The sequence below is a fragment of the Acinetobacter sp. V102_4 genome, from assembly GCF_031799005.1.
In the GTDB taxonomy this organism is placed as follows: Bacteria; Pseudomonadota; Gammaproteobacteria; order Pseudomonadales; family Moraxellaceae; genus Acinetobacter; species Acinetobacter calcoaceticus.
Genome location: NZ_JAVQNR010000032.1, coordinates 66,975 through 92,457, shown reverse-complemented (window position 1 = coordinate 92,457; position 25,483 = coordinate 66,975). Strand labels below are relative to the sequence as shown.

The following is a 25,483-nucleotide window of genomic DNA, read 5'->3' as shown; positions in this document are numbered from 1 at the left end:
CAAGTCTCAATTAAAAAAATTATGAAAGCAATTTTCAGCTTTCATCATAGTAGGAGATAAAATGTGCGCCTACTATAATGAGTTCATCTGAATAATAAAGTGTTTTTTAATTAAAAGTATTCCGTTCCTTTTTGTAAGATTTGTGTCGGTGTCTCTAGGGTATCGGTTCCTGAGAAATAATAAAAAATTCCTGCTGTTGAAATGAGGCTAATTAAAATAGCCACTAAAATAAGCCAAGCCATGAGCTTTTCTATAAACGTTGAAGGTCGAACAGGACCATATTGATTGGTACCTGCTGTACCTGAGGCAAGCAGTAAATAAATCATAAAAAAGAATTGAACAACCGGAATGAGCAACAGCAACCCCATCCAGCCACTCTTATTTAGATCGTGTAAACGTCGAACAACAAGAACAATATTGAGATAGATCAGAAATAGCCAAAAAGCCCAGACTACTAAAGCACTGGCTCCAGAAAGAGAGCTATAAAATTCAAAATTAAATAGATCGCTGGATAGCTGAAAACTTCCAAGAAACGAGGCCAAAATAAAGTAGCCTACTATGGTAAGCAAATAGATGAGTCCATACCCACCTAAATAGCTCATGCGATTAAAGCGCCCATGAATTGAAAAAGGACTATCTTTAAAAGGGAGCTGTGGCGGGCGTGAGGAGGTTGTTTGGGCAAACATATTATTTTATTCCTGTGTTGCGTATGAGAGACAAAATAATCTTTGTTGATGATCAAAACCATCAAATCTTGAAAAAATTATAAAAGTAAAAGCTATAGACAAATGTTTTAAATCAACTTAATTTTATAAAAATGTTCACAATTTCGTATGCTTGAGTAAGTGGTTAATATATGACCAAAGTCGCATTGTTTGGACTTTGAAAGAGTCATCATACTGCAAAGGCATGCAAATAAGATCCAGTAAAATAATAGCCACAGTCTCGAGATGGGATGCACAAGATCAAGGAAGTTGCGTATGAATGAGATCTATCCAGTACCAGAGGAATTTAAAAAAACAGCTCGTACTGTTGAAGCAGACTACTTTAAACGTTATCAACACTCTATCGAGAACCCAGATGAATTCTGGGCAGAGCAAGCTAAAATTGTCGATTGGATAAAGCCATTTACCCAAGTTAAAAATACGAGTTTTGACAAAGACAATTTCAAAATTGAATGGTTTGCTGATGGTGAGTTGAATGTGTCGGCAAACTGCCTAGACAGGCATCTTAAAGAACATCCTCATAAACCTGCAATTATTTGGGAAGGCGATCATCCTTCTCGCCATAAAATTGTTTCTTATAAAGAATTACACGACGAAGTCTGCCGCTTTGCCAACGTTTTAAAGAAATATGGCATTGGTAAAGGTGACCGCGTTGTGCTCTATATGCCAATGGTCACTGAAGCTGCAATTGCCATGTTAGCGTGTGCTCGTATTGGCGCGGTTCACTGTGTGGTATTTGGTGGTTTCTCACCAGACTCTTTAGCAAGTCGTATTGAAGATAGCCAAGCTAAACTTGTCATTACGGCAGACTCAAGTCTACGTGCCGGTAAGTTGTTACCACTCAAAGAAAATGTCGATTTGGCTTTAGCGTTGCCGGGTACAGAGTGTGTTGAAAATGTAGTTGTGGTTTACCGTAATGCCAACCCGATTGAAATGAAGCCGGGTCGTGATTTGTGGTATCACCTTATTATTATGGAGGTTGATGCAAACTGTCCTCCAGAACCTATGAAGGCAGAAGACCCATTATTTATTCTCTATACCTCAGGTTCGACAGGTAAACCTAAAGGCGTTTTGCATACTACAGGTGGTTATTTAGTCTATGTAACAAGTACTTTTAAAGAAGTATTTGATTTAAAACAAGATGATGTGTACTGGTGTACAGCCGATGTAGGCTGGATTACAGGACATAGTTATCTGATCTATGGACCACTCGCAAATGGCACCACAACCTTAATGTTTGAAGGTGTGCCTCAATATCCAACATGGGCACGTCTTGGTCATGTGGTCGATAAGCACAAAGTCTCTATTTTATATACGGCCCCAACCGCGATTCGCGCCATGATGCGTGAGGGCGATTCATATGTTCGTGAGAGTAACCGTAGTAGCTTGCGTTTACTCGGTTCGGTTGGTGAACCCATTAACCCTGAGGCTTGGAACTGGTACTACAATGTAGTTGGTGAAGGCCGTTGCCCAATTGTTGATACATGGTGGCAAACTGAAACTGGCGGTATTTTAATTGCGCCATTGCCAGGAGCAACAGCTTTAAAACCGGGTTCCGCAACACGTCCGTTATTTGGTATTCAACCTGCCATTGTAGATGGTGAAGGTAATGAGCTAGAAGGTGTAGCAGAAGGTAATCTAGTCATTAAAGATTCATGGCCAGGTCAAATGCGTACCATTTGGGGTGACCCTGACCGCTTTATCGAGGCTTATTTCTCGACCTTTAAAAATAACTACTTTACAGGTGACGGTGCTCGCCGTGATGAAGATGGCTATTACTGGATCACAGGCCGCGTAGATGATGTCTTAAACGTTTCAGGTCACCGTCTGGGTACGGCTGAAATTGAAAGCGCTTTGGTGTCGCATGAATCAGTAGCAGAAGCTGCGGTGGTGGGAATGCCACATGACATTAAAGGGCAGGGTATTTGTACTTTTGTGACCTTACAAGCGGGTGTTCCAGAGTCGGAAGAGCTGCGTAAAGAGTTAATTAACTGGGTACGTAAAGTGCTTGGCCCTGTGGCTTCACCAGATGCATTACACTGGGCACCAGCATTACCTAAAACGCGTTCTGGTAAAATCATGCGCCGTATTTTAAGAAAAATTGCGGCAAATGAGTTAGATAGTTTAGGTGATACCTCAACTTTGGCTGAACCTGCTGTGGTAGATCAGTTAATCGCAACGGTCTATCCTGATAAGCAAAACTAATTTTTAAAAAAGCCCCAAATGGGGCTTTTTTATTGGACCTTATTTAAGATTTTGCTAGAAAATCGGCAGTATTCTGTACATTCGCAAACGTACTAAGCGCAGTTAAAAAAACAGTTTGCACATCTTCAGCTTTTACAGTTTTTCCGGCATGGCTTAAATCACGTGTTGCGGTGGCATCTGCAATTAAGATTGGTTGATAACCTAGCTCCTTAGCGGCACGTGTCCCTGAGTCAATACACATATGCGTCATCATGCCTGTAATCACGAGTTGCTCAATTTGATGTGCTTTTAAAAGTTCATCTAAATTGGTTTTTAAAAAACTGTTTGGATAATGCTTTATCACAATTAATGCATCATTTTGAGCGTTGAGTTCAGGGTGAAGTAAAACACCGTCGGTATTTTCTTGAAAGAAGCTGGCCTGTGGTGGGTTAATATGTTGTACATAAATAATTGGAAGGTTTTTCTCACTGAAATATTGTTCAAGCTGTTTTATTTTTTCTAGTGCTTGATCTGGTCCAACCAATTCCATTTTGCCATTTTTAAAATAATCATTTTGTACATCGATAATTAATAGTGCTTGTTTCATGAGATCACTCTTGTTGATATGAGATAAAACAAGATTATTCTCTGCTCGCAAAATCAGCTATAGTCAGATGAAAGCATTAACGCCAGTTTTCTTTCGCCATGAAAAATGAATATTGAATTAGACCCGATTGATCTAAAAATTATTGCATTACTCAAACAAGATTCCCGTCTGACAAATAAAGAAATTGGGCAGCGAGTTCACCGGACAGGGCAGGCTGTAGGGGCGCGCATAGCTCAGTTGATGGATGCAGGGGTTATTAAAAATTACACTATTGCTGTTCAATACAGTCATAAACAATTTATTCATTTGCATTTAAATGAACAACGCGCATTTGAAGAAATTGAAAATTTGGTTAAGCAATATGAACAAATCGATGAATGCTTTAAAGTCATGGGCAATGCTTGCTATATGATTGTCAGCCATTTCGAGCCCTCCGCATTAAATGAATTTATTGAGAAACTTTCAATATGGTGTCGCTATTCGGTTGAAACAGTGATTCGAGAAGTTGAAAAATCTTAAAAAAATAAAGGCTCCAAGCCGAGTCTTGGAGCCAATAAGTCTTTATTTTTAATTTATTGTTTTTATTGTCTTGCGCTGCTTTTACTGAAGTTTTTTAGGCTGATTTGGCTTGAAGTTCTATCTCCTTTTCTTGTTGAAGTTCTAATTGACGTACGAGTGGTAGAACTTTTTCCCCAAAATATTCTACCTCTTCAATAAAATGTAAGAAGCCAGAAAGAATCAAATCAACACCTACATCTTTAAGTGCCACAATACGCTCTGCAATTTGTTGGGGTGTACCAATTAAATTGGTTTTAAAACCATCGTTATATTGCACTAGATCTTCAAAACTTGATTTCGCCCAGTTACCTTGTTGCTCTGGTGAAGCAGCACCTGCTTCACGTGTTGCATCACCAAATGCATTTACCGCTTCTGTATTGGCTTTATCAATAATTTCTTGAAGTACCGCTTTTGCTTCTTCTTCGGTATCTCTGGCAATAATGAAGGCATTCACCCCAATTTTGACATGATGGTTATTGGCTTTTGCTTTAGTACGAATGTCTTCGACTTGTTTTTGAATCTCTTCTACCGTATTACCATTGGTGAAATACCAGTCAGATACACGAGAAGCCATGTCACGTGCAGCACGGGAACTACCACCCTGAAACACTTCAATATAAGGTTTTTGTAGAGGCTTCGGTTTAAGTGTGTAGTTTTGGAATTGGTAGTATTTACCATCGAAACTATAGTTATCAGTAGTCCAGATTCCTTTTAGAGTGCGAATAAATTCTTCAGAGCGGACGTAGCGCTGGTCATGCTCTGGCCATTCTTCACCAATCGCATCAAACTCTCCTCTAAACCAGCCGCTGACCACATTAATGGCAATACGGCCTTCGGTTAGATAGTCGATTGTTGCAAGTTGCTTAGCTGCGAGTGCCGGTTTCCAAGGGCCGGGCAGAATAGCAGCAATGACCTTAAGTTTTTCAGTTTTTGCTAATAATGCATGACTGAAACTGACTGATTCATGCTGATTTTCTGCCCCATAGCCCGCCGTAAAACGAATTTGAGTGAGCGCATATTCAAAACCATTTTTTTCGGCAGCCTGTGCAAGTCGAACATTGTAGTCGTAACTCCAGTCTGTACGCTGCTCGATGTTACTTACTACAAGGCCACCGCTTACATTTGGTACCCAATAAGCAAATTTAATCGGTTGTTGTAATTGCGTCATGGTGCGCTCTCCCAAATTCGTTATTTTTATTTAGACATATTGCGGTTAGGCAACATGCGTTAATGATTTGCCAGACTTGTGATGTAAGCGAGATTCCGCTGCATCAAGATCTGGAACGGCTGCTGAAGGTAAGACTTCTTCTTGCTCAATCTGTTTATTAATCCCAAGCTCTTGGTTCGCTTGCTGAGATTTAGATTTGATGACTTCAGCACGCTTACCTTTGGCTGGTGCCCATTCTAAAATTGGTAATGCGCGAGCTACTGCTAGCGTAATACGATCTGCTAATTGCTCACTTTTAACCGTGTATTCAGGGGTAAAGTCGCGATCTGTTGCATATACGCCAATTGGTAAAGTTTGTGCTTGGAAGAAGCTAAACAATGGACGAAGTTGATGCTCTAGTACAAGCGCATGACGATCACTACCGCCAGATGCAGCTAAAAGTACAGGCACATCGACCAAGGCTGTTTGCTCAACAAAATCGAAGAAATGTTTAAACAGACCTGTGAAAGAAGCACGGTAAACAGGTGTACCTACAATTAAAGCATCTGCTGCTTCAACCGCTGCAAGGTCGTCTTGTACACGCTGTGGAAGTTGGTTGCGATAAAATGCACCGCCTAATAAAGGCCCAATTTCGCTTAATTTAATAAAATGAACTTTAATATCGATTGCTTCAGATAATTCATCAAGAATGGCTTGGACCAGACTTTCCGTTTTAGATGGGGTATTTAAGCCACCAGAAACAGCAACAATATTCAAAGGTTTTGGTGATGTGATACCAGTCATAATTTGGTTCCTAAGCCTAAAAAAGGTGATTGGACCTATTAATCAACAACGACGGTAAACTGTAAAATAACGAAATTGGTCAACCTTATCTGTTTTAAATATAAAAGATAAATAGTGGATTTTTATACTTTGTTTTTTTATTAAGTGTTTGTTTTTATTTTATATAATAATTGGTGATATATTTTTTATAATAAAAAGGAAGCTTATATAAAAAACAGATTAATTTTGATTAAAAGTTAAAAAACATCTGAAAATTTTTGCTAAGTTCTGCATTTATCAACATTTTGCATAAAAATGGATAAGATGAACGTATCTTTCATCTAAATAGTAGGGTTACAATAGGCCATAATTATGCTCAAGATTACTTTAATCGCTTATGAATATTTTAATCGTTGATGATCATCCTTTGTTTCGTCATGCTTTAATTCAAGCAGTACGTTATAGCCTGCCACAGGCACAAATTCATGAAACAGCTTCGGTTGATGAGTTTTATGAGCGTTTGGAAAATGGGGCAGAACCTGATCTGGTATTGCTCGATTTAAATTTACCGGGTGCTTCAGGCTTTTCTGCTTTGGTTTATGTGCGAGCACAGTATCCAGCTATTCCAATTATTGTGGTTTCTGCACATGAAGAAACTTCAATCATTCAGCGTGCGATAGCACATGGCGCGATGGGTTATATCCCTAAATCTGCGCATCCAAGTCATATTGGTGAAGCGATTCGTCAGGTCTTAGAAGGTGATATCTGGTTACCACCTAACTTGCCATCTAATCTTAATCTTGACCCTCGAGCGGCAGATGAAACTGCATTGGCAGAACGTATTCAGTCATTAACACCACAGCAGTTCCGTGTTTTGATGATGGTTGCAGAAGGCTTATTAAATAAACAGATTGCCTACGAGCTCGATGTTTCAGAAGCAACGATTAAAGCCCATGTGACAGCCATCTTTAGAAAATTGGGTGTGCAAAACCGGACACAGGCGGTACTGGCAATTAGTGCATTAAATATTGAAGATAGAAAAATCTAAAAATTAAAAAAAGACCTCAATTGAGGTCTTTTTTATATGTGTGAATTAAGCAAGGCAATCTTGTTTTGGGGTTAGGCTGTCGCAGTACAATGGGTTGAGTGCGCATTGCAAATCATCAATTTGTTCTTGCGTCACATAACGTTTCATTTTTAAATATTCAGCTACGCGGTCATCACGCAAGCTTAAGAACGCCGCATCATAAACACCCAAATCAACAAACAGGGCAGCTGTTTCAAGGCTGTTGAATCGATCTAGAAAAATATCATTGCCATACATTAAGAAGATATGGTCGAGTTTTGCTTTTGCATCAACATGTAGACGTTCAGCAAGTTGATCTGGATGAGTCTTAATAAAGAGTAAGTCAGAGAGTTCATCAAACTGAGTCATGTCTAACTGATTTTCTCCGAGTTTGACATGACCAAGCCAAGCTTTGAAAACGAGTACAGCCCCTCCGCGAAGCAACATGCTCCAGATTTGATGACGGGTATCGTGATCTAGATTTTCACTTTCCGCAGTGAGGACTTGTAAGAAGTTTTCTTCTTGTTGACCTAATTTATCAAATAAGCCTAAACCTTGCGGGTGATAGGCTGCGGGAGCAAATACATCAAAATTCAAATCATGAAAAATATTGAGTGCGAGCGGAACGGCACACTGATAAATGGTATTTAATGCTTTGATATGTGCTTCATTGAGTTTGCTGTTGGGAAAAATACTTTGCCAATCTAATTCAGGAAGTAAAGCATTGGCACTGTATTGACGATAAAACTGTTGAGATGAGAGTTGCCCTTGTGGGGATGTATCAAAAGTATTCATGGCAATTGTCCTTTGCATTAATAAGTTGGTATGGATGTTTTATAAATTGGAAATGGGTTCTGAAATCTTGAAGCATATAAAATGCACATCGATTATTTATGGAACATGAAGAATGCAAGTGGAATACGACTAAAGTTGTATATGGGAGTTTTTTATTTATTTTATTTTAAAAAATATAAGCTTATTAAATTGTAACTAGGTGTACACGTGTTCACTTACAAAAAAGGTGGGCTTTGCCATAGAAAAAGGGGCATTGGAAAGTTTGGTCAATTATTTCTTGGGTAAAAGTAGACTTTTTGAGCAGTTCTGCCTATTGGCTTAAATTAAGCCAATAATTTTTGCCAAGGATCTCTCCCAAACCTATAAAAAGTCTGGAAGAGAAAATATTTAATCTGCTGCACTGGCAATTTTAAGCCCAGATAACCAAGCTCTTAATGAAGCAGGTTTAAGTGGTTTCTTGAGTAAAACAATATTCAACTCTTTAAGCTGCTGAGGTAACTCGGGGTGAGAGTCAGCGGTAATTAAAGCAACTGGAATATCCTGCTGTCGATTTTGCATAATAAAATCGACGCCGAGTTGGTTGTTATTCAGGTGTTGGTCGATGAGCCAGACCTGAATATTTTCCTTTTGAATAATCTCAAGCGCTTGTTCGGGTTCAGTGGCTTTAAAGACCTGATAGCCCCATTTACCTAATAAACTACTCATACCTTCTAAAATAGTTTCATCGTTGTCCAGACATAAAATACGGTAGGCTTTGGTTTTTAAAGGTACTGTCTGCACGGTTGGGGTAATGACTTTTGGCGCTTCTACGACTGGAACTTCAATCATAAAGCATGAGCCTTTATCGAGTTGCGAGTAGACATGAACAGGATAATTCAGCAAACCTGTCATACGCTGCACAATAGCCAGCCCTAAGCCTAGACCTTGCTCCCCCCAAGGTGACAGATGTCCACAGCGTTCGAATTCTTGAAACAGTTTAATTCGCTGTTCTTCTGCAATTCCTGGTCCTGTATCCCACACGCCAATACGAATATGACCAGACTGTTGCGCCGAGCGTAGAACACCCACAACCACTCGGCCTTTTGCTGTATAGCGTAAAGCATTGCTGACAAAGTTCTGAATAATACGTCGAATCCATTGTGGATCTGTGTCAATCCAGAAAGATACATCATGAACTTTCAGTGAAATATTTCGCTGAGCAGCAATCGATTTAAACTGTAGTTCAAGATCACTGAGTAAATCATGCAAAGGATAAGGCTGTCTTTTTGGCTGAATGCTGCCGCCTTCTAAGCGGGCAATATCGAGTAGGGCAGAGAGCATGCTTTCTGCACCATATAGAGCACGATCAAGTTGCTGCAAAGTCTGACGGTCTTCTTCTGTTGCAATGCTTTGTTCAAGAACGGTACTAAACAGGCGAGCGGCATGCATGGGTTGTAATAAGTCGTGGCTTGCCGCGGCGATAAAGCGGCTTTTCGACATATTTGCCATATCGGCTTGTTCACGTGCAAGTTGCTGTTCGGTTAAGGCATCGGCAAGCTGCTGGGTTCTGTTTTTTACGCGAGCTTCGAGTATTGCTTCATTCGCACGGAAGGCGGTAATGTCGGCAAACGTGGTAACAAAGCCCCCACCAGAAATTGGGTTACCCCGCATTTGAATAACCCGACCATCTTTACGGATACGCTCAAATTCATGAGCACTTCCAACTTTCATCCAATGCAAACGTTTGCGTACATGCTCTTCGACTGAACCGGGGCCACATTCACCGCGCTCAGCGTTATAACGAATTAAATCGGCAATTGGACAGCCAACGTACACCAAGTCTTTAGGGTAACCAAACAGTTTTAAATATTGATTATTCCATGCCACCAGACACATGTTTTTATCAACTACGCTGACACCTTGGGTCATGTGGTCAATCATGGTCATGAGTAGGTTTTGGTTAAAACGTTGCCATTGTGAGGCTTGGTCCAGAATATTAGCAACTTGGCCTAAAGCCAGACCATTATTAATCATTGCTGTAGTGAGCAAAGTACGTGCAGAAGCTGCCCCAATAATGCCAGCTAGATATTGCTCGGTAAACCGCCACCACATGCCATTTGCAATGCTATTTTCATTAAGTATTAAATGATTTTGTTCACAGAAATTTTCAAAGGCTTGTGTTGTTGGTTGCTCACCAGTAATTCTTTTGGCAAGTGCAAAGAGATCACCTACTTTTAAACGTGCTGCATCATGCGGTAAATAGGTTAAATCGGTAGAGGTGTGCGGTGATGGCAATGGTTTTGTTTCATAATAGAAGAAACTTTCAGCCTGAATTTGCTCTGCTACACTTGGGCGGTAGAGTTTAGAAATCCAGATATATAAAAGAATATTTAAACCAAGCGACCAAATTACACCATGTGTGAGTGGTGCAAATGATTCAAAGCCAAATAATGATTCAGGGCGTAACGCATTGATTCCAAAAGGACCAAAAAGCAAAATACTCTGAGCCGCTTCCTGATAGGCTTCAGGCAAACTACGTAAGATCGTTGGAAATAGTAAAGTATAACTCCACATTAAAAATCCAATGATGAGTCCCGCATATACGCCCTGACGACTTCCACCACGCCAGTACAAACCACCAATAAGAGCAGGGGCGAATTGAGCGACAGCACTAAAAGCCAATAAACCAAATACTGAAAGCTGGTTAATATCATTAAAGAAATGGAAGAATAAAAAACCAAGTAGCATCACTGCAACAATACTAATGCGGCGACTAAACTTAAGAACTTTAGGAAGATGCTTATCATGGCGCGAGAGCACTTTAAAACGCCAGAGCGCAGGCATAATTAAGTCATTACTTAGCATGATAGACAGGGCAACTGACGAAACCAGTAACATACCGGTCGATGCAGAGAACCCACCTAAAAAAGCCAGTAAAGCCAGCCCTTCTTGGTTATAGCTAAGGGGTAATGACAACACGGCAACATCGGGTACAGTCAAGAACTTCGGTGCTGCATGCAACGCCCAGCTTGCGATCGGAATAATGGCTAAAATTGTTAAAATGAGATAAACCGCAAACCATTTACGCGCACCACGGATATGTTTTTCGTCACGCAGCTCGACCACTGCCACATGAAACTGACGTGGCAGGCAGATAATTGCTAAACCTGCCAATAAGGTCTGAATCCAGAATGTTTCAGGTACTCCAAATAACTGAACTTCCTGAAAGGTTTGGTTTACATCGGCTGTAACTTGGACTAGGTTCGCTGGTGTTTCAAAAATAAAAAATAAAGCGACGCAAATGAGTGCGAATAATTTTACAAAAGATTCAAATGCGACGGCGAGCATGAGGCCGCCATGTTGCTCGGTATTGGCAATTTGTCTTGTTCCAAAAATCATGGCCAAAATAGCCAGTACACTGGTTAAAAGCAAAACACTATTGGTCGTCGTATGGATATGAGCATTCTGTTCCATAATGACAGACGTACTTAAAGCAATCGCACGTAGCTGTAGGGCCAGATAGGGGATAATTGCGATTACGGCCAAAATGGTAACTAGTGATGCCAAGACACCGCTTTTTCCGTAACGTGCAGCAATAAAGTCGGCAATTGATGAAATAGCATGGTGTTGGCGTACTCGACCTAAACGTCGCCAAATGTCATAGCCGAACCAGACAAATAAAAGCGGACCTAAGTAAATCGGTAAGAAAATCACGCCTTCGCGAACAGCGGCTCCAGTCGCGCCGTAAAATGTCCATGATGAGCAGTAAACACCTAAGGTTAAGCTGAACAAGAACATGCGGCCACGTGTACTCAGACGGCTGGCATGCTTTTCACCAAAAAAAGCACAAATAAATAAGAGTGCTATATAAAGGGTGAGTACCCCAATAATCAGCCAGCTGTTCATATGACTCACATGATTAAAACCTTGTGCCTATCATACCCCAAGCAGAAACAAAGCTATAAATTGATTAAATTTTAACGACCAAAGTCTAAGTTACGAATTACACGGAATTTTGCTAACTTAAATCCTGAGAAACTACTATTAAAAAAGTGGCCAAGGCTGGGCACTGGGCAAGGAGTTTGGTTATGGATCAGAACCAAGTAGAACAGATTCTACGCAATCCAAAGTTTCAAAAGATGGTCAAGAAAAAAAGTGCATTAAGTTGGACGCTCACAGTCATCATGTTAGTGCTTTATGTGGGCTTTATGCTACTTGTGGGCTACAACAAAGAATTTTTGATGAGTTCATTTAGTGGTGGTGTTACGACATGGGGAATCCCGCTAGGTTTAGGAATTATTGTTTTATCTTTCCTACTGTGTGGTGTGTATTCCTTCATTGCAAATCACACCCTTGATCAGTTGAGTGAAGAAGCGTTGAAGGAAGTTGAAGCCATCACGCACGATAAAGGACTACACTAATATGAAATGGAATTCATTAAAGGCGAAAGTCTTGCTGACAGCAACATCGCTATATTCAACGGTAGCTATGGCAGGTCCTGACTTAGGTGAAGCTGAGCAACAGGCGACTAACTGGCATGCTATCATCATGTTCTTAATTTTTGTTGGTTTCACTTTGTTCATTACTAAGTGGGCTGCAAAACAAACTCAATCAACACAAGACTTCTATACGGCAGGTGGCGGTATCAGCGGTTTCCAGAATGGTCTGGCAATTGCGGGTGACTATATGTCTGCTGCATCTTTCCTTGGTATTTCTGCACTTGTGTTTAGTTCGGGCTTTGATGGCTTACTTTACTCGCTTGGGTTCATGGTAGGTTGGCCAATCGTTTTATTCTTAATTGCAGAACGTTTGCGTAACCTTGGTAAATATAACCTTTCAGATGTGGTTTCATTTCGTCTTGAAGAAAAACCAGTACGTACTTTAGCTGCGGTCAGTTCACTTGTTGTTGTGGCATTCTATTTGATTGCTCAAATGGTAGGTGCGGGTCAGCTCATCAAATTACTATTTGGTTTGAACTACAACATTGCTGTAGTCATCGTTGGTCTATTAATGATGGCCTATGTAATCTTTGGTGGTATGTTGGCAACGACATGGGTACAAATTATCAAAGCGGTAATGTTACTCAGTGGCGCAACCTTCATGGCATTCATGGTCATGAAAGGAGTTGGCTTTAGTTTCAGCAACATGTTTACCCAATCAATTGAAGTATTCAGTAAAGTGCATGATGTAAGCTTGACCGATGCTGCAAAAATTATGGGGCCAGGTAAACTTGCAGCAAACCCGATTGATGCCTTGTCTCTTGGTTTGGCATTAATGTTTGGTACAGCTGGTTTACCGCACATTCTTATGCGTTTCTTTACAGTAAAAGATGCAAAAGAAGCACGTAAATCGGTTGTGGTTGCGACAGGTTTTATTGGTTACTTCTACCTTCTAACTTTCATTATTGGTTTCGGTGCGATTCTTTTCGTATCAAACAATCCGCAATTCCTTGATGTTGCAAAAATGGCAGTAACAGGCAAACTTGAGCTTGTTGGTGGTAACAATATGGCAGCCGTGCATTTAAGTGACGCTTTAGGCGGTGACTTATTCATGGGCTTCATTTCAGCAGTAGCGTTCGCAACCATTCTTGCTGTTGTTGCTGGTTTAACACTTTCAGGCGCATCTGCAATCTCTCACGATTTATACGCTAACGTATTCAAAAAAGGTCAAACAACCCCAGCCTCAGAACTTCGCATGTCAAAAATTGCGACACTTGGTTTAGCTATTTTTGCCATGATTTTGGGTATTTTGTTTGAAAAGCAAAACGTGGCATTCATGGTAGGCTTGGCATTCTCTGTAGCTTGCTGTGCAAACTTCCCAGTTCTTGTTCTTTCAATGTTCTGGAAAGGTTTAACGACTCGTGGCGCAGTTATTGGTGGTGTGGTTGGTCTTGTAACAGCGGTAGTATTGATTGTGTTATCTAAAGCAGTTTGGGTAGATACTTTAAAAATCTCTGATACACCAATCAATCCATTCAATGGCCCAGCATTATTCGCAATGCCGTTGTCTTTCCTTTGCTGTTGGTTGTTCTCTGTTACCGATAATTCTGCACGTGCTAAAAAAGAGCGTGCTGCTTTCGATGCTCAATATGTTCGTTCAATGACCGGTATTGGGGCATCTGGTGCATCAGACCACTAAGATCAAATTGTTAGTTAATCCTTAAAAAAAGCCCTACGGGGCTTTTTTTATACTTATTTAATTTTCAATTTAGGGCTTAGATATTAATAAAGAACAACTTGTTTGCCTTGTTTTGTGTACAGTATGATTTGCTAGACCTCAAAAAGCATAATGAAACAAGGAAAATAATAATGCGATCTATCATCGAGTTCTGGGCGAGCTTTCGATTGCTACCTTCCGCATGGTTGCTGCTTGTGCAATTTATCTTACTCATTTTGGCTATGCTGACTTTTCATGATGTATTTTACCGCACACTTACATGGGCTTTAGGGGTGCTGGCCCTACTCATTATTGCCAAGGTTATTCGTCAAACCCCAATGTTTACTTTTCTCGGGTTAACATTTGTGAGTGGGGCGATTATATCCTCGGTATTTATTTTATTGGGTTATGGCAATTTATACGTTCAGGTTTTTGCACATGGCTGTGAAGCGCTAGCCTACTTTTCAGCAGCTTATGGCTTATTTCGTTATATGTTTGCCGATCAGTATTTAACAAGAGATGAGTTGTTTGCGGCAGCAGCAGTTTTTACGCTTATTGCTTGGGGTTTTGCATTTTTATATAACATTTGTCAGCTTATTCTTCCGTCTAGCTTTCAAAATCCAAATAACGTTCACCATTTACAGACGTGGTTAGATCTATTATTTCTCAGCTTTAGCTTGCAATCGGCTACAGGTTTATCTGACTTAATGCCTCTGAGCCCACCAGCGCGCGTTTTAGCCATGCTCCAAATGTTCTGTGGAGTCATGTATTTGGCTTTAATCGTAACTCGATTAATTGCTTTACAATATATTACCCACCTCCCTAAAAAAAATTCAGATAAATAATGGAGGAGGTGTTTTAATTTATTTACACCTTTGTAACTGCAATATTCTTTAAGTTTATTTAGAGTGTTATCGGCTTTCTCTATTGAAAGCCTTAGCTTTGTTCATTCTATGAATATCTTATCGGCATTTAAGCCTGTCACTCGTCATTAAAATAACATGGAGGATTTATGCCTTCCAAACAGTCCAGTTGGTTCGCAAACGTTAATCCTAACGTATTTTTTGGTACGGTCATTATTATTGCTTTGTTTTTAGCAGTAGTGGTGATTGCTCCGAGTTCTTTTGAGCTTCTAACGCAACAATTAAAACAATGATCACTGATTCATTTAGCTGGTTTTATGTTTTATCTGTTGCTTTCTTTCTCATCTTATTGATTTATATCGCCTGTTCATCGATTGGACGTATTAAATTAGGGCCTGATCATAGCCAGCCTGATTATAATAATGGGTCCTGGTTCGCCATGCTGTTTACAGCAGGGATGGGGATTGGGTTGATGTTCTTCGGTGTTGCTGAACCCGTCATGCATTACGTTACCCCGCCAAGTGGTGAGGCACAAACCATTGATGCAGCACAGCAAGCACTAAGAGTAACCTTTTTCCACTGGGGGTTACATGCGTGGGCGATTTACGCTGTAGTCGGACTGGCTTTAGCTTATTTTGCCTATAGACATAATTTACCTTTAAAGACCCGTTCCGCACTTTATCCTCTGATTGGAAAAAAGATTTATGGCCCATTGGGCGATAGCATTGATATTTTTGCAACGATTGGAACTGTATTTGGTGTCGCGACATCTCTTGGTTTTGGGGTAACGCAGATCAACTCTGGTTTGCATTATTTATTTGGTGTAGAGCAAAGTACTCATGTTCAAGTTCTACTCATTATTTTTGTGAGTATTTTGGCCTCTTTATCTGTATTTTTAGGTCTAGATAAAGGTGTAAAACGTTTATCAGAAATAAACTTAGTTTTAGCTGTAATTCTCTTAGTATTTATTTTTATTGCTGGCCCAAGCATTTATTTACTCCAAACCACTATTCAAAATACTGGGCAATACCTCTCTAATCTTTTTACCATGACGTTCAATTTATATGCCTATCAGCCAAATGGATGGATTGGGGGCTGGACGATCTTGTATTGGGCTTGGTGGATTTCTTGGTCGCCATTTGTTGGAATGTTCATTGCCCGCGTATCACGTGGTCGTACCATTCGAGAATTTATTGTTGGGGTTTTGCTTATCCCAACTGGCTTTACCATTATCTGGATGGGCTTTTTAGGAAATGCTGCGTTATTTAGCATTATCCATGAGCATCAAACCACCTTAATTCAGGCGGTTCAACAAGATTCATCAGTCGCATTATTTGAATTTTTAAATCATTTACCTTTCTCTGGGGTAATGAATGTCTTGGCAACTGTTTTAGTGGTTTTATTTTTTGTGACCTCGGCCGACTCAGGTGCATTAGTCACCGACTATTTAACTGCAAAAACAGAAAACTCACCGACTTGGCAACGTTTGTTCTGGACAGTGCTTATGGCTGTACTCGCCATTATTTTATTATTGGTAGGTGGATTGGCTGCACTTCAGTCCTCAATCATTATGAGTGCATTACCATTTACTGTCGTCATGCTGTTAATGAGCTGGGGACTAATAAAGGCCTTGCATCTTGATGTCACTAAAATGACTGCTATTCAGGAAGCACGAATCACACCGCGTGCTATTCATAATCCACGAAGCTGGCAACAGCGTCTAGGATTAATCATGCACTATCCTCATAGTGAAGACGAAGTAAAGCAATATATTGAAAATCAGGTAAGCCGTGCTTTTGAAAATATTAAGCATGAATTGAAACGCCGTCATTTAGAAGTTTCAATTAGTCAACTTGAAGATGGTATGCAGCTTAGGGTAGACCATCACAATGAAATTAATTTTATTTATAAAGTTGTTTCACGTGAAACATTGCCACCAAGTTTTCTTATGGGGCGTATAGAAGCAGAAGATGGGCAATATTTTCAGGCTGAAGTGTTTTTACGAGAAGGTGGCCAGAACTATGATGTAATGGATTGGACGCAAGAAGATTTAATTCAAGACATTATTGATCAATACGAACGTCATCTGTATTTCTTAAATATTGTACGAAGCTAATATTTAGATGTATAGGTATTAAAAAAGGACTCAATAGAGTCCTTTTTTAATTCGATTTCTAAATTAAATTAGAAACGGAATTTAGTATTTAAACCGATAGTTTGTGTATCGTAGCTAGTAGACGCATTTTTAACGTCAGCTTTCATGTACGATGCACCAACTGCTAAAGCAGGAGTAATGAAGTAGTTTACGTTACCACCCCAAGCTTGACGGAATTCACCAAGGTCATTACCTTTGATGTCAGCTACGCCATCGTTACCCACGAAAGATGCGCCAACACTTAACTTAGGAGTTAAGTAAAGGTCAGTTTTTAAACCGTATTGGTTTTCTTCACCGAAAGCACCAGCAGCTTCAAAACCGATTGCCATGTTAGTTCCATCGATTGGACCTACATATTTAGCACGTGCAGTAATAGCATCTTGGTCATTTTGGATCGCAGCAGTTTGGTTTACAGCAGAGTAGATACCATTGCTGATGATGCCAAAGTTGTCTAAAGCGAATTGGTTAGCAACACTTGTATAACCAACAGTCATCAAGAAGTTAGGTAACAACATAGCACCAACTTCTAATGCATAACGGTCACCGTTGTCATCTTTAGAGAAGTTGTTTTTACCATCAACATCAGTGTGGTTGTAAGTTGCGCTAGCATATACAGGAAGGTAAGGAGTAGGAACGTAAGCCTCACCTTTAACACCATATGTACCAATGTGGTAATTTACATTGTTTTGGTCATACTGTTGGTAGCTATAGCCTAAAGATACGCTAGAAGCTTGGTTCAAGAAAGCTGCTTCAGCTAATGGACCTTTAGCGGTATCAACATTTTTTAAATAGAATGTACCAGCAACGTCACCAGTGAAGTTTTTATCGTTTGCAGTTGTGTCAACATATTCAGATTGACCTTGAACTTCAAATTGATAAGCATGAGCACCGGTCATGGCTAATAATACAGCAGTGGCTAAACCAAGTTTTTTCATAATCATTTCCAGCAATAACAAGAGATAAAGCTGGGGTCATTGTATTGTAACAATTTATGAAGTCAATAATGAAAAAAAGGGAATGTTAAAGATATTTGACACTTATGTTAAAATTGGTGAAAAACTAATCAAATGAAAAGTAAATTGTCAACCTGATAAAAAAATGAACATTTACAAGAGGCTAATAATTATATTTCATAGGGAATTTAGAAGTAAATGTTTAAAAGTTATTACAATTGTGATTGGAAAAATAGATTAATGTGATCGGTTTTAACATTAATAAAAGTATAATATTGTTTACAATGCGAATAAAAAATCATCGTTTTCTTATCGAATTTGTAATATTTTGAGGAATAGTTAACAATATTTGGATTAGTTTAACTAAAAAATTTAACTATTTTTAATTATTATATAAGTGAATAAAATAAAAGAAATCTCTATTTTAAGTTGAAAAATCGATTAAATTTTGAATTCTGATTAATTTAATCGACTTTACAAAAGTAGAGATAAGTCACATAATTTAATTGCAAAGTTCACTACCTAACGTTTTTAGGATTTAAAGTGCTTGCCCAGATACGATGTGTGTAGCACATCAGATTTTACGAGCTCAGCTTTCCCCAAGGTTGAGCTTTTTTTTATCTATAAGAAAATCTTAAAATTATAAGAAAAGTTATATGAAATTTATTGGAAAATAATAGATCAAAAAGAACCCAGCTTAAAGCTGGGCAGTGGATGCTGGGAGAAGTGCATCCAAGAGGATAACTAAATATATTTTACTATCATTGCTAAAAATTTTTAATCTGTAAAATAGAGTTTTTTTATAAAAATCATTCAATTTTTCGATCCCGTTTATTATTTAAGCTTACTAAAATGTAGGAAACGTATAATTAATAAAAGAGAAATGAAGGGTTTATTGATGAAATTCTAGTTATTAAAATGCTAGGATGGATTTAAGCCTAATTTATATCGTAGTAAAAATGGCAGGACATTTACGGAGTACCAGCTAGAAATGTCAGGGTTACGTTCAGAGCACATTAGTAATCGACTGTTCTTTTTTATGCTGGTTATTATTTTGTCCTTATTATTCATGGCGATCCCCCTCATTGTGGGAAGCTATCAGGATTATATAAAAACTAGACAAGCCTTAGCCGAAATAAAAAGCTTAAGAGCTGTAGCCGATATTGCCTATAAAGTTTCTAAGGAGCGTGCTCCAGCCAACAAAATGATGTCGAGCAGTCCTCATGATTTATTAAAGAATCAGCAAGAATTAAAAAAATTTCGTTTAATTGTTGATGCGCAAATTGATACAAGTATCCTTATCTTACAACAAGCAGGTTATGTTTCATTAGCAAATGAGCTGCAAACCAACTTCAAAGAAAATCTTAGACAAGCTCGGCATGTGGTCGACTATTATGGTGAAATTCCATATGGAGCGCGAAATTCCGTCCAAATGGATAATGCCATTTTAGGGATGTTTGGAGCATGGGATAATTGTAGGGAAATACTGCAAAAACTGATGTTACAGCTAAAAAGTAAAGATAGCCGTATTTCTAATTATTTTACGCTGATTATAGTTCTGACCGATATGCGAGATCAGGCTGGACGTATGGCATCTAATATTATTGCTCCTGTGAGCTTTAATGAAGAAATTCCAAGTAATAATCGGGCGCGCTCTTTACAGACCCAGCATCAAGCAAGATATTTATGGATATTGGTTGATACCTTGCAGCCTGAACAGGCTAAAACACCTGAATATCGTCGATTATATTCACAAGTAAAATTAGAATTTATAGATAAGGGTATTCCAGTTGTTGAAAGGCTTTTAGAAGAAAGCCAAAAGGGAGAACCATATTTTTTAAGTGCTACTCAATTAACAGAAGCCATAGTGGGTAAATTTACCACTGTAGTTGATTTACAAACTTACATTCTTAATGAAAGTATAGTGATCGCGGCTAAAGAAAATGTAATAGCCAGAAATGATTTTCTTTTAACTTTGTTTATTTCTTCTATTTCTTTAGTCACAGCTTTACTTACCCTTATTTATGCGCAAAGAAGAGTGTTTTCCCCTTTAATTAAAGCGAGGACTTTAATTTTAGATTTATCGCATAGTTCTGATCATTGGACAGATGAGATGAATGTAACAACAAAAGGTGAATTTTTTTCCCTATTTGAAGCGATTGATCGATTACAGCGTATGTTGCAACAACGCGATGCTTTTGAATTTCAATTAAAGAATATTGCCAATACTGATCCATTAACTGGTGTGTCCAATCGTCTCGCTTTATCTGAATATTTAAAAATTGTTGAAAGTTATCCTCAAAAATTTACGCAGACTTGTTTAATGATTATAGATATTGATCGTTTTAAACAGGTGAATGACCAATATGGGCATATTGTAGGTGATCATGTCATTGTTAATATTGCTGAGCAATTAAAGCAAAATATAAGAAGTTCAGATTTAATTGTTCGTTATGGCGGAGATGAATTTTTAATATTGTTAGAGCAGGTGCAATTTGTAGATGCTCGCCTTTTGGCAGAAAAAATTCGTATTGCGATTTCTTTACAAGAAATTGATTTGTCAGGTTCAGATGAAAAATTGCATGTGTCTGTGAGTATTGGTTTTGCAATAGGAGCGGCGAGTTGGATAGAGCTCTTAGAGAAAGCTGACCGTTCACTATTAAGAGCTAAAGCCCGAGGGCGAAATGCAGTTGAGGGATAAAAAAAGCCGGAAATGATTTCCGGCTTTTTCATTCAATAAATTACTTCAACATCGGCTTTAAGAAACGCCCAGTATGAGAAATTTCAACATCAGCCACTTGTTCAGGTGTGCCTTCGGCAATGATCATCCCACCGCCTGAACCACCTTCAGGGCCTAAGTCCACAACCCAGTCCGCTGTTTTAATCACATCAAGGTTATGTTCAATCACCACAATGGTATTACCCTTGTTGCGTAGCTCGTACAAAATGTCGAGTAGCTTGGCAATATCATGGAAATGTAAGCCTGTCGTCGGCTCATCCAAGATATATAAGGTTTTACCCGTATCACGTTTTGCTAACTCGCGAGCTAATTTAACGCGTTGCGCCTCACCGCCTGAAAGTGTCGTTGCAGCTTGACCTAAACGAATATATCCCAGGCCTACTTGCATTAAAGTATCTAAACGACGATGAATCACAGGAATTGCATTAAAGAACTCAGCCGCATCTTCAACGGTCATTTCTAATACGTCTGAAATGTTCTTGCCTTTATAACCAACTTCTAAAGTTTCACGGTTATAACGCTTGCCATGACAAGCATCGCAAGGCACATACATATCAGGCAAGAAATGCATCGCGACTTTGATCATGCCATCGCCTTCACAAGCTTCACAACGTCCACCTTTCACGTTAAACGAGAAACGACCTGCGCTATAACCACGCGCTTTGGCTTCAGGTGTTTGCGCAAATAATTCACGAATAGGCGTAAATAAGCCTGTATACGTGGCAGGATTCGAACGTGGGGTACGACCAATTGGACTTTGGTCAATATCAACCACTTTATCTAAATGCTGTAAGCCATCAATCGAATCAAACTTTTCTGCGGTCAGTGTGGTTGCACCATTGAGCTGTGTTGCTGCCAATGGAAGCAAAGTACGGTTAATCAGTGTTGATTTACCGGAACCTGAAACACCAGTCACACAAGTCATAATGCCGAGCGGAATTTTTAAATCGACATTTTTAAGGTTATGACCACTTGCACCAGAGAGTTTGATGAATTCATCTGGGCGTGGCGATTGGGTACGTTGCGTAGGTATCGCAATTTTTAGGCTGCCTGAAAGATATTGACCTGTAAGAGAGTCTTTATTGCTCGCAATCTCGTCATAGCTACCTTCACCGATAATGACACCGCCATGAATCCCTGCACCAGGTCCGATATCAATAATATGATCCGCAGCACGAATTGCATCTTCATCGTGTTCAACCACAAGCACGGTATTACCCAAATCACGTAAGCGAATCAGCGTTTGTAATAAGCGATCATTATCACGTTGATGCAGACCGATCGAGGGTTCATCGAGTACATACATCACGCCCATCAAACCTGCACCAATTTGCGAAGCAAGACGAATACGCTGAGCTTCACCGCCTGACAAGGTTTCTGCCGAACGAGCGAGACTGAGATAATTTAAGCCGACGCTGACGAGGAAGTGTAAACGCTCGCGAATCTCTTTAAAGATTTTATCGGCGATTTCACCTTTAGCGCCTTCAAGATTGAGATCTTGATAATAGTTTTCAGCATCACCAATCGACATCTTGGTGATTTGTGCAATGGTCTTATCTTTGACCCGAACGTTGCGTGAAATTTCATTTAGACGTGAACCGTCGCAGGCATCGCAAGCGGCATTCGATAGATATTGGGCTAAATCGTCTCGTACATAGTTACTTTCAGTTTCACGGTAACGACGTTCAAGGTGCGGCAAAATTCCTTCAAAAGGTTGTACGCGCGTGTGTTTGCGGCCACGTTCATCGATATAACTTAAATCGACTTTTTCTTTGCCCGTACCTTGTAAAAATTTCTTTTGAGTATCTTTATCTAACTGGTTCCAAGGTGTATCAAGTTGGAAACCAAAATGGTCGGCAACTTTTTGTAGCATCGAATAATAATATGGACGTTGACGATCCCAACCACGAATTGCACCTTCACTAATCGCAAGCTCAGGATTTGGAATGAGCTTTTCAGAGCTAAAATGACTGCGAGTACCTAAACCATCACAAACAGGGCAGGCACCAAACGGGTTGTTAAATGAAAATAAACGAGGCTCAAGTTCTGCTACAGCTCGATCACATTTAGGACATGAGTGTTTTGCAGAAAAAACGCGGTCTGGATGTTCGCCATTCATCCATGACAAAACCGCAATATCACCGCCCAAACGTAATGCAGTTTCAAATGATTCGGCAATACGGTTACCTAAATCTTCACGTACTTTAAAACGGTCAACAACAACTTCAATGGTGTGCTTTTTCTTTTTATCGAGTTCAGGTGGCGTATCAATATCAATGATTTCGCCATCGACACGCGCACGAACAAAACCTTGTCCTTGTAGCTGTTCGAACAAGTTGCTGTATTCACCTTTACGTTCACGAACTACAGGGGCAAGCAACATCAGTGCTGTGCCTTCTTCAAGTGTTTTTACTGCATCGACCATTTCAGAAACAGTTTGCGCGACCATCGGCAAGTCGTGTTCAGGACAGTACGGTGTACCGACACGCGCATAGAGCAAACGCAAATAGTCATAAATTTCGGTAATGGTACCCACGGTTGAACGTGGGTTATGACTGGTAGATTTTTGCTCAATCGCAATCGCTGGAGATAAACCTTCAATCGAGTCTACTTCAGGCTTTTCCATTTGCGATAAAAACTGACGGGCATAGGCTGAAAGTGATTCGACGTAGCGGCGTTGTCCTTCGGCATAGAGGGTATCGAAGGCAAGAGAAGATTTTCCTGAACCTGATAACCCCGTAATTACCACAAATTTATCGCGTGGAATATCGAGAGACACATTTTTTAAATTATGGGTACGTGCGCCTCGAATACGGATATGACTTTGGCTCATAAAACATCTCAATTATGTATTAATGAAAATTTAGGTGTTGATTGATCAGTCTCGTGCAGTGTGACTGGTTATAAACAACAGACCCTATATATGATAACGATTTAAAATTGTTCAAGTGGTACAAAATGATTTAAAGCGACAAATTGTGACGGTTAAACGACAATCGACAAAATTTGTTTAATTAAGCAGGTTGTATTTTTAACATTCCTCTCTTTTGATTTCTACTCTTAGCAAATTTTAATGAGCAACATAATTTTACTAGACGACTGGTCTAATAGTGGAGTATTGTGTATGCATGAAACGATTAAATAAAAGCGAAACCACACGACAACACATTTTGGATACCAGTTTTGAGCTGGTATTACACAAAGGATTTGTCGGCGTTGGTTTACAAGAAATCTTAAAGGCTTGTGACGTACCTAAAGGTTCGTTCTATCACTACTTTGCTTCGAAAGAGGCGTTTGGCTGTGCGTTGCTAGAGCAATACATGGCTGACTATAAAGTTCGTATGGAACAGCTTTGGCAGCACAGTGAACAAAGTGCCCACGCCCGTTTAATGGCGTTATGGCAGGCATGGATTGATGATCCGGTAAATGGTAGCTGGGCTGAAAACTGCCTGATTGTGAAGTTGGCCGCAGAGGTTTCTGACTTGTCAGAAGATATGCGTCAAATTCTCAATGACGGTGTGCACAAATTAACGCAACGTTTGGCTTTGCTACTCAAAGAAGGCCAACAAGAAGGATCAATTCCAAAACACATTGACCCTTTAAAAACTGCGCAAGTCATGTATCAGTTATGGTTAGGTGCCGCTTTACTCACAAAATTGTCGCAAGACAAAGCGCATCTACATCTAGCTTTAGAAACTACCCAACAACTCTTAAAACCGATAGAGGAATAAAGCATGCGAAGTATTATCCATGGTAATTTTGGCGAACCTGTAGACGTTTTAGAGCAGGCGGATATGCCAAAGCCAGAACCAAAAGCAGGCGAAGTTCGTATCAAAACAATCATGTCTCCAATCCATAATCATGATGTATGGACGGTACGTGGAAGTTATGGCTACAAGCCTACTTTACCCGCTATTGGTGGTAGTGAAGCTGTTGGTATTGTAGATGCGCTGGGTGAAGGCGTTACTCATGTACAGGTAGGTCAACGTATTGCAGTTGCAGCTGTGCATGGTAGTTGGGCTGAATACTTTATTGCACCAGCTCAAGGGCTTATTCCACTCAATAATGAAATTGATGACGAAACAGCAGCACAGCTGATTGGTATGCCAATTAGTGCCCTCATGCTGTTGGACTTTGTAAATGTTCAACTGGGTCAATGGTTAATTCAAAACACAGCGAATGGTGCAGTAGGTAAAACGGTTGCCATGATTGCGCAGGCACGTGGTTTACCCGTAATTAATTTAGTTCGTCGTACTGATGCAATTGCAGAGATGCAAGCATTAGGCATTCAACATGTTGTAGCAACCGATCAGCCTAACTGGAAAGAGCAAGTTAAACAGCTTCATGGTGACCAACCTTTAATTGCTGGCGTGGACTCGATTGGCGGAAGTGCAAGTGGTGAAATGCTGAACTTGCTTAGTGAAAATAGCCTATTGGTTTCGTTTGGAAGTATGACAGGTGAAACCATGCAAATTTCATCTGGTGATCTCATCTTTAAACAAGCAACTGTAAAAGGTTTCTGGGCGAGTGTGGTCAACAAAGAAATGCCAGCAGAACGCAAAAAAGAGCTTATTGTCGAGTTATTAACGTTAGCGACTCAGAAAAAATTAATCCTTCCTGTTGAGGGTGTATTTAGTTTTGATGAGATTAAAACAGCTGCTCAAAAAGCAACACAAGGTGCTCGTCAAGGCAAAGTATTGTTAAAGCCGTAAAACATTAAAAGATCAGTCGAGAGACTGATCTTTTTTCATATCTTTAAAATAAAAAGGAAA

General features: G+C 39.7%; 17 protein-coding genes and 1 pseudogene. 10 read left to right on the top strand and 8 right to left on the bottom strand.

The annotated features are described in order from the left end of the window. Positions 1 to 110: 110 nt before the first annotated feature. Complete coding sequence (locus RMB13_RS03005) at positions 111 to 686, bottom strand: DUF805 domain-containing protein (protein WP_311084381.1); 576 nt, start codon at positions 684 to 686, stop codon at positions 111 to 113. 294 nt (positions 687 to 980) lie between these two features. Here RMB13_RS03005 and acs point away from each other — a divergent pair, with 294 nt between their 5' ends. Next, complete coding sequence (acs, locus tag RMB13_RS03000; RefSeq protein WP_132070591.1) at positions 981 to 2,930, top strand: acetate--CoA ligase; 1,950 nt, start codon at positions 981 to 983, stop codon at positions 2,928 to 2,930. A 43-nt stretch (positions 2,931 to 2,973) separates the two neighbouring features. Here the strand turns inward: acs and RMB13_RS02995 are convergent, their stop codons facing one another. Further along, entirely contained in the window at positions 2,974 to 3,516 is a 543-nt protein-coding gene (locus RMB13_RS02995; protein WP_311084380.1) for a cysteine hydrolase family protein, read from the bottom strand. A 105-nt stretch (positions 3,517 to 3,621) separates the two neighbouring features. Between RMB13_RS02995 and RMB13_RS02990 the strand changes: the two genes are divergently transcribed. Next, a complete protein-coding gene (locus RMB13_RS02990) occupies positions 3,622 to 4,035 on the top strand; it encodes an Lrp/AsnC family transcriptional regulator (RefSeq protein ID WP_132070587.1) in 414 nt (137 codons plus the stop codon). 94 nt (positions 4,036 to 4,129) lie between these two features. On the opposite strand, the gene sfnG is transcribed toward RMB13_RS02990, so the two are convergent. Beyond that, the gene (sfnG, locus tag RMB13_RS02985) at positions 4,130 to 5,242 is read right to left on the bottom strand and encodes a dimethylsulfone monooxygenase SfnG (protein WP_311084379.1); all 1,113 of its coding nucleotides are present in this window, start codon (positions 5,240 to 5,242) and stop codon (positions 4,130 to 4,132) included. A 45-nt stretch (positions 5,243 to 5,287) separates the two neighbouring features. Then, on the bottom strand, positions 5,288 to 6,025 hold the full coding sequence (msuE, locus tag RMB13_RS02980; protein ID WP_004639934.1) for an FMN reductase: 738 nt from the start codon (positions 6,023 to 6,025) through the stop codon (positions 5,288 to 5,290). A 376-nt stretch (positions 6,026 to 6,401) separates the two neighbouring features. On the opposite strand from msuE, the gene RMB13_RS02975 reads away from it, so the two are divergent. Continuing rightward, the gene (locus RMB13_RS02975; protein ID WP_003654038.1) at positions 6,402 to 7,052 is read left to right on the top strand and encodes a response regulator transcription factor; all 651 of its coding nucleotides are present in this window, start codon (positions 6,402 to 6,404) and stop codon (positions 7,050 to 7,052) included. Positions 7,053 to 7,097: 45 nt separating this feature from the next. On the opposite strand, the gene RMB13_RS02970 is transcribed toward RMB13_RS02975, so the two are convergent. Continuing rightward, positions 7,098 to 7,865 (bottom strand): hypothetical protein, encoded by a 768-nt coding sequence (locus RMB13_RS02970; RefSeq protein ID WP_003654036.1) that lies wholly within the window; start codon positions 7,863 to 7,865, stop codon positions 7,098 to 7,100. Between the two features lie 387 nt (positions 7,866 to 8,252). Further along, positions 8,253 to 11,750 (bottom strand): PAS domain-containing hybrid sensor histidine kinase/response regulator, encoded by a 3,498-nt coding sequence (locus tag RMB13_RS02965; protein ID WP_017391031.1) that lies wholly within the window; start codon positions 11,748 to 11,750, stop codon positions 8,253 to 8,255. A gap of 182 nt (positions 11,751 to 11,932) precedes the next feature. Here RMB13_RS02965 and RMB13_RS02960 point away from each other — a divergent pair, with 182 nt between their 5' ends. The 4 genes and pseudogenes from RMB13_RS02960 (at position 11,933) to RMB13_RS02945 (ending at position 16,979) form a co-directional block, all read left to right on the top strand. Further along, the gene (locus RMB13_RS02960; RefSeq protein ID WP_003654032.1) at positions 11,933 to 12,265 is read left to right on the top strand and encodes a DUF485 domain-containing protein; all 333 of its coding nucleotides are present in this window, start codon (positions 11,933 to 11,935) and stop codon (positions 12,263 to 12,265) included. 1 nt (position 12,266) lies between these two features. Beyond that, positions 12,267 to 13,982, top strand: a complete 1,716-nt coding sequence (locus RMB13_RS02955; RefSeq protein ID WP_311084378.1) for a cation acetate symporter — start codon at positions 12,267 to 12,269, stop codon at positions 13,980 to 13,982. Between the two features lie 170 nt (positions 13,983 to 14,152). After that, positions 14,153 to 14,845, top strand: coding sequence for an ion channel (locus RMB13_RS02950; RefSeq protein WP_003654029.1), 693 nt, complete (start codon positions 14,153 to 14,155; stop codon positions 14,843 to 14,845). A 167-nt stretch (positions 14,846 to 15,012) separates the two neighbouring features. Further along, positions 15,013 to 16,979, top strand: a pseudogene (locus RMB13_RS02945) (BCCT family transporter). A 68-nt stretch (positions 16,980 to 17,047) separates the two neighbouring features. Here the strand turns inward: RMB13_RS02945 and omp33-36 are convergent. Continuing rightward, positions 17,048 to 17,953: a porin Omp33-36 gene (gene omp33-36 / locus RMB13_RS02940; protein ID WP_311084377.1), complete on the bottom strand. Its 906-nt coding sequence runs from the start codon at positions 17,951 to 17,953 to the stop codon at positions 17,048 to 17,050. Between the two features lie 1,009 nt (positions 17,954 to 18,962). Between omp33-36 and RMB13_RS02935 the strand changes: the two genes are divergently transcribed. Next, positions 18,963 to 20,672, top strand: coding sequence for a GGDEF domain-containing protein (locus RMB13_RS02935; protein ID WP_311084376.1), 1,710 nt, complete (start codon positions 18,963 to 18,965; stop codon positions 20,670 to 20,672). 40 nt (positions 20,673 to 20,712) lie between these two features. Here the strand turns inward: RMB13_RS02935 and uvrA are convergent, their stop codons facing one another. Next, positions 20,713 to 23,544, bottom strand: coding sequence for an excinuclease ABC subunit UvrA (uvrA, locus tag RMB13_RS02930; protein WP_311074455.1), 2,832 nt, complete (start codon positions 23,542 to 23,544; stop codon positions 20,713 to 20,715). A 295-nt stretch (positions 23,545 to 23,839) separates the two neighbouring features. Here uvrA and RMB13_RS02925 point away from each other — a divergent pair, with 295 nt between their 5' ends. Both RMB13_RS02925 and RMB13_RS02920 read left to right on the top strand, forming a co-directional pair. Further along, positions 23,840 to 24,442 carry a TetR/AcrR family transcriptional regulator gene (locus tag RMB13_RS02925; RefSeq protein WP_003654020.1) on the top strand — a complete coding sequence of 201 codons (603 nt, stop codon included), beginning with the start codon at positions 23,840 to 23,842 and terminating at the stop codon, positions 24,440 to 24,442. 3 nt (positions 24,443 to 24,445) lie between these two features. After that, a complete protein-coding gene (locus tag RMB13_RS02920; protein ID WP_311084375.1) occupies positions 24,446 to 25,423 on the top strand; it encodes a zinc-binding dehydrogenase in 978 nt (325 codons plus the stop codon). Positions 25,424 to 25,483: the final 60 nt, after the last annotated feature.

Bases quoted from the DNA above. Each gene is read 5' to 3' on its own strand.
- RMB13_RS03005 (WP_311084381.1), bottom strand. From the start codon at position 686: ATGTTTGCCCAAACAACCTCCTCACGCCCGCCACAGCTCCCTTTTAAA.
- acs (WP_132070591.1), top strand. From the start codon at position 981: ATGAATGAGATCTATCCAGTACCAGAGGAATTTAAAAAAACAGCTCGT.
- RMB13_RS02995 (WP_311084380.1), bottom strand. From the start codon at position 3,516: ATGAAACAAGCACTATTAATTATCGATGTACAAAATGATTATTTTAAA.
- RMB13_RS02990 (WP_132070587.1), top strand. From the start codon at position 3,622: ATGAATATTGAATTAGACCCGATTGATCTAAAAATTATTGCATTACTC.
- sfnG (WP_311084379.1), bottom strand. From the start codon at position 5,242: ATGACGCAATTACAACAACCGATTAAATTTGCTTATTGGGTACCAAAT.
- msuE (WP_004639934.1), bottom strand. From the start codon at position 6,025: ATGACTGGTATCACATCACCAAAACCTTTGAATATTGTTGCTGTTTCT.
- RMB13_RS02975 (WP_003654038.1), top strand. From the start codon at position 6,402: ATGAATATTTTAATCGTTGATGATCATCCTTTGTTTCGTCATGCTTTA.
- RMB13_RS02970 (WP_003654036.1), bottom strand. From the start codon at position 7,865: ATGAATACTTTTGATACATCCCCACAAGGGCAACTCTCATCTCAACAG.
- RMB13_RS02965 (WP_017391031.1), bottom strand. From the start codon at position 11,750: ATGAACAGCTGGCTGATTATTGGGGTACTCACCCTTTATATAGCACTC.
- RMB13_RS02960 (WP_003654032.1), top strand. From the start codon at position 11,933: ATGGATCAGAACCAAGTAGAACAGATTCTACGCAATCCAAAGTTTCAA.
- RMB13_RS02955 (WP_311084378.1), top strand. From the start codon at position 12,267: ATGAAATGGAATTCATTAAAGGCGAAAGTCTTGCTGACAGCAACATCG.
- RMB13_RS02950 (WP_003654029.1), top strand. From the start codon at position 14,153: ATGCGATCTATCATCGAGTTCTGGGCGAGCTTTCGATTGCTACCTTCC.
- omp33-36 (WP_311084377.1), bottom strand. From the start codon at position 17,953: ATGAAAAAACTTGGTTTAGCCACTGCTGTATTATTAGCCATGACCGGT.
- RMB13_RS02935 (WP_311084376.1), top strand. From the start codon at position 18,963: ATGTCAGGGTTACGTTCAGAGCACATTAGTAATCGACTGTTCTTTTTT.
- uvrA (WP_311074455.1), bottom strand. From the start codon at position 23,544: ATGAGCCAAAGTCATATCCGTATTCGAGGCGCACGTACCCATAATTTA.
- RMB13_RS02925 (WP_003654020.1), top strand. From the start codon at position 23,840: ATGAAACGATTAAATAAAAGCGAAACCACACGACAACACATTTTGGAT.
- RMB13_RS02920 (WP_311084375.1), top strand. From the start codon at position 24,446: ATGCGAAGTATTATCCATGGTAATTTTGGCGAACCTGTAGACGTTTTA.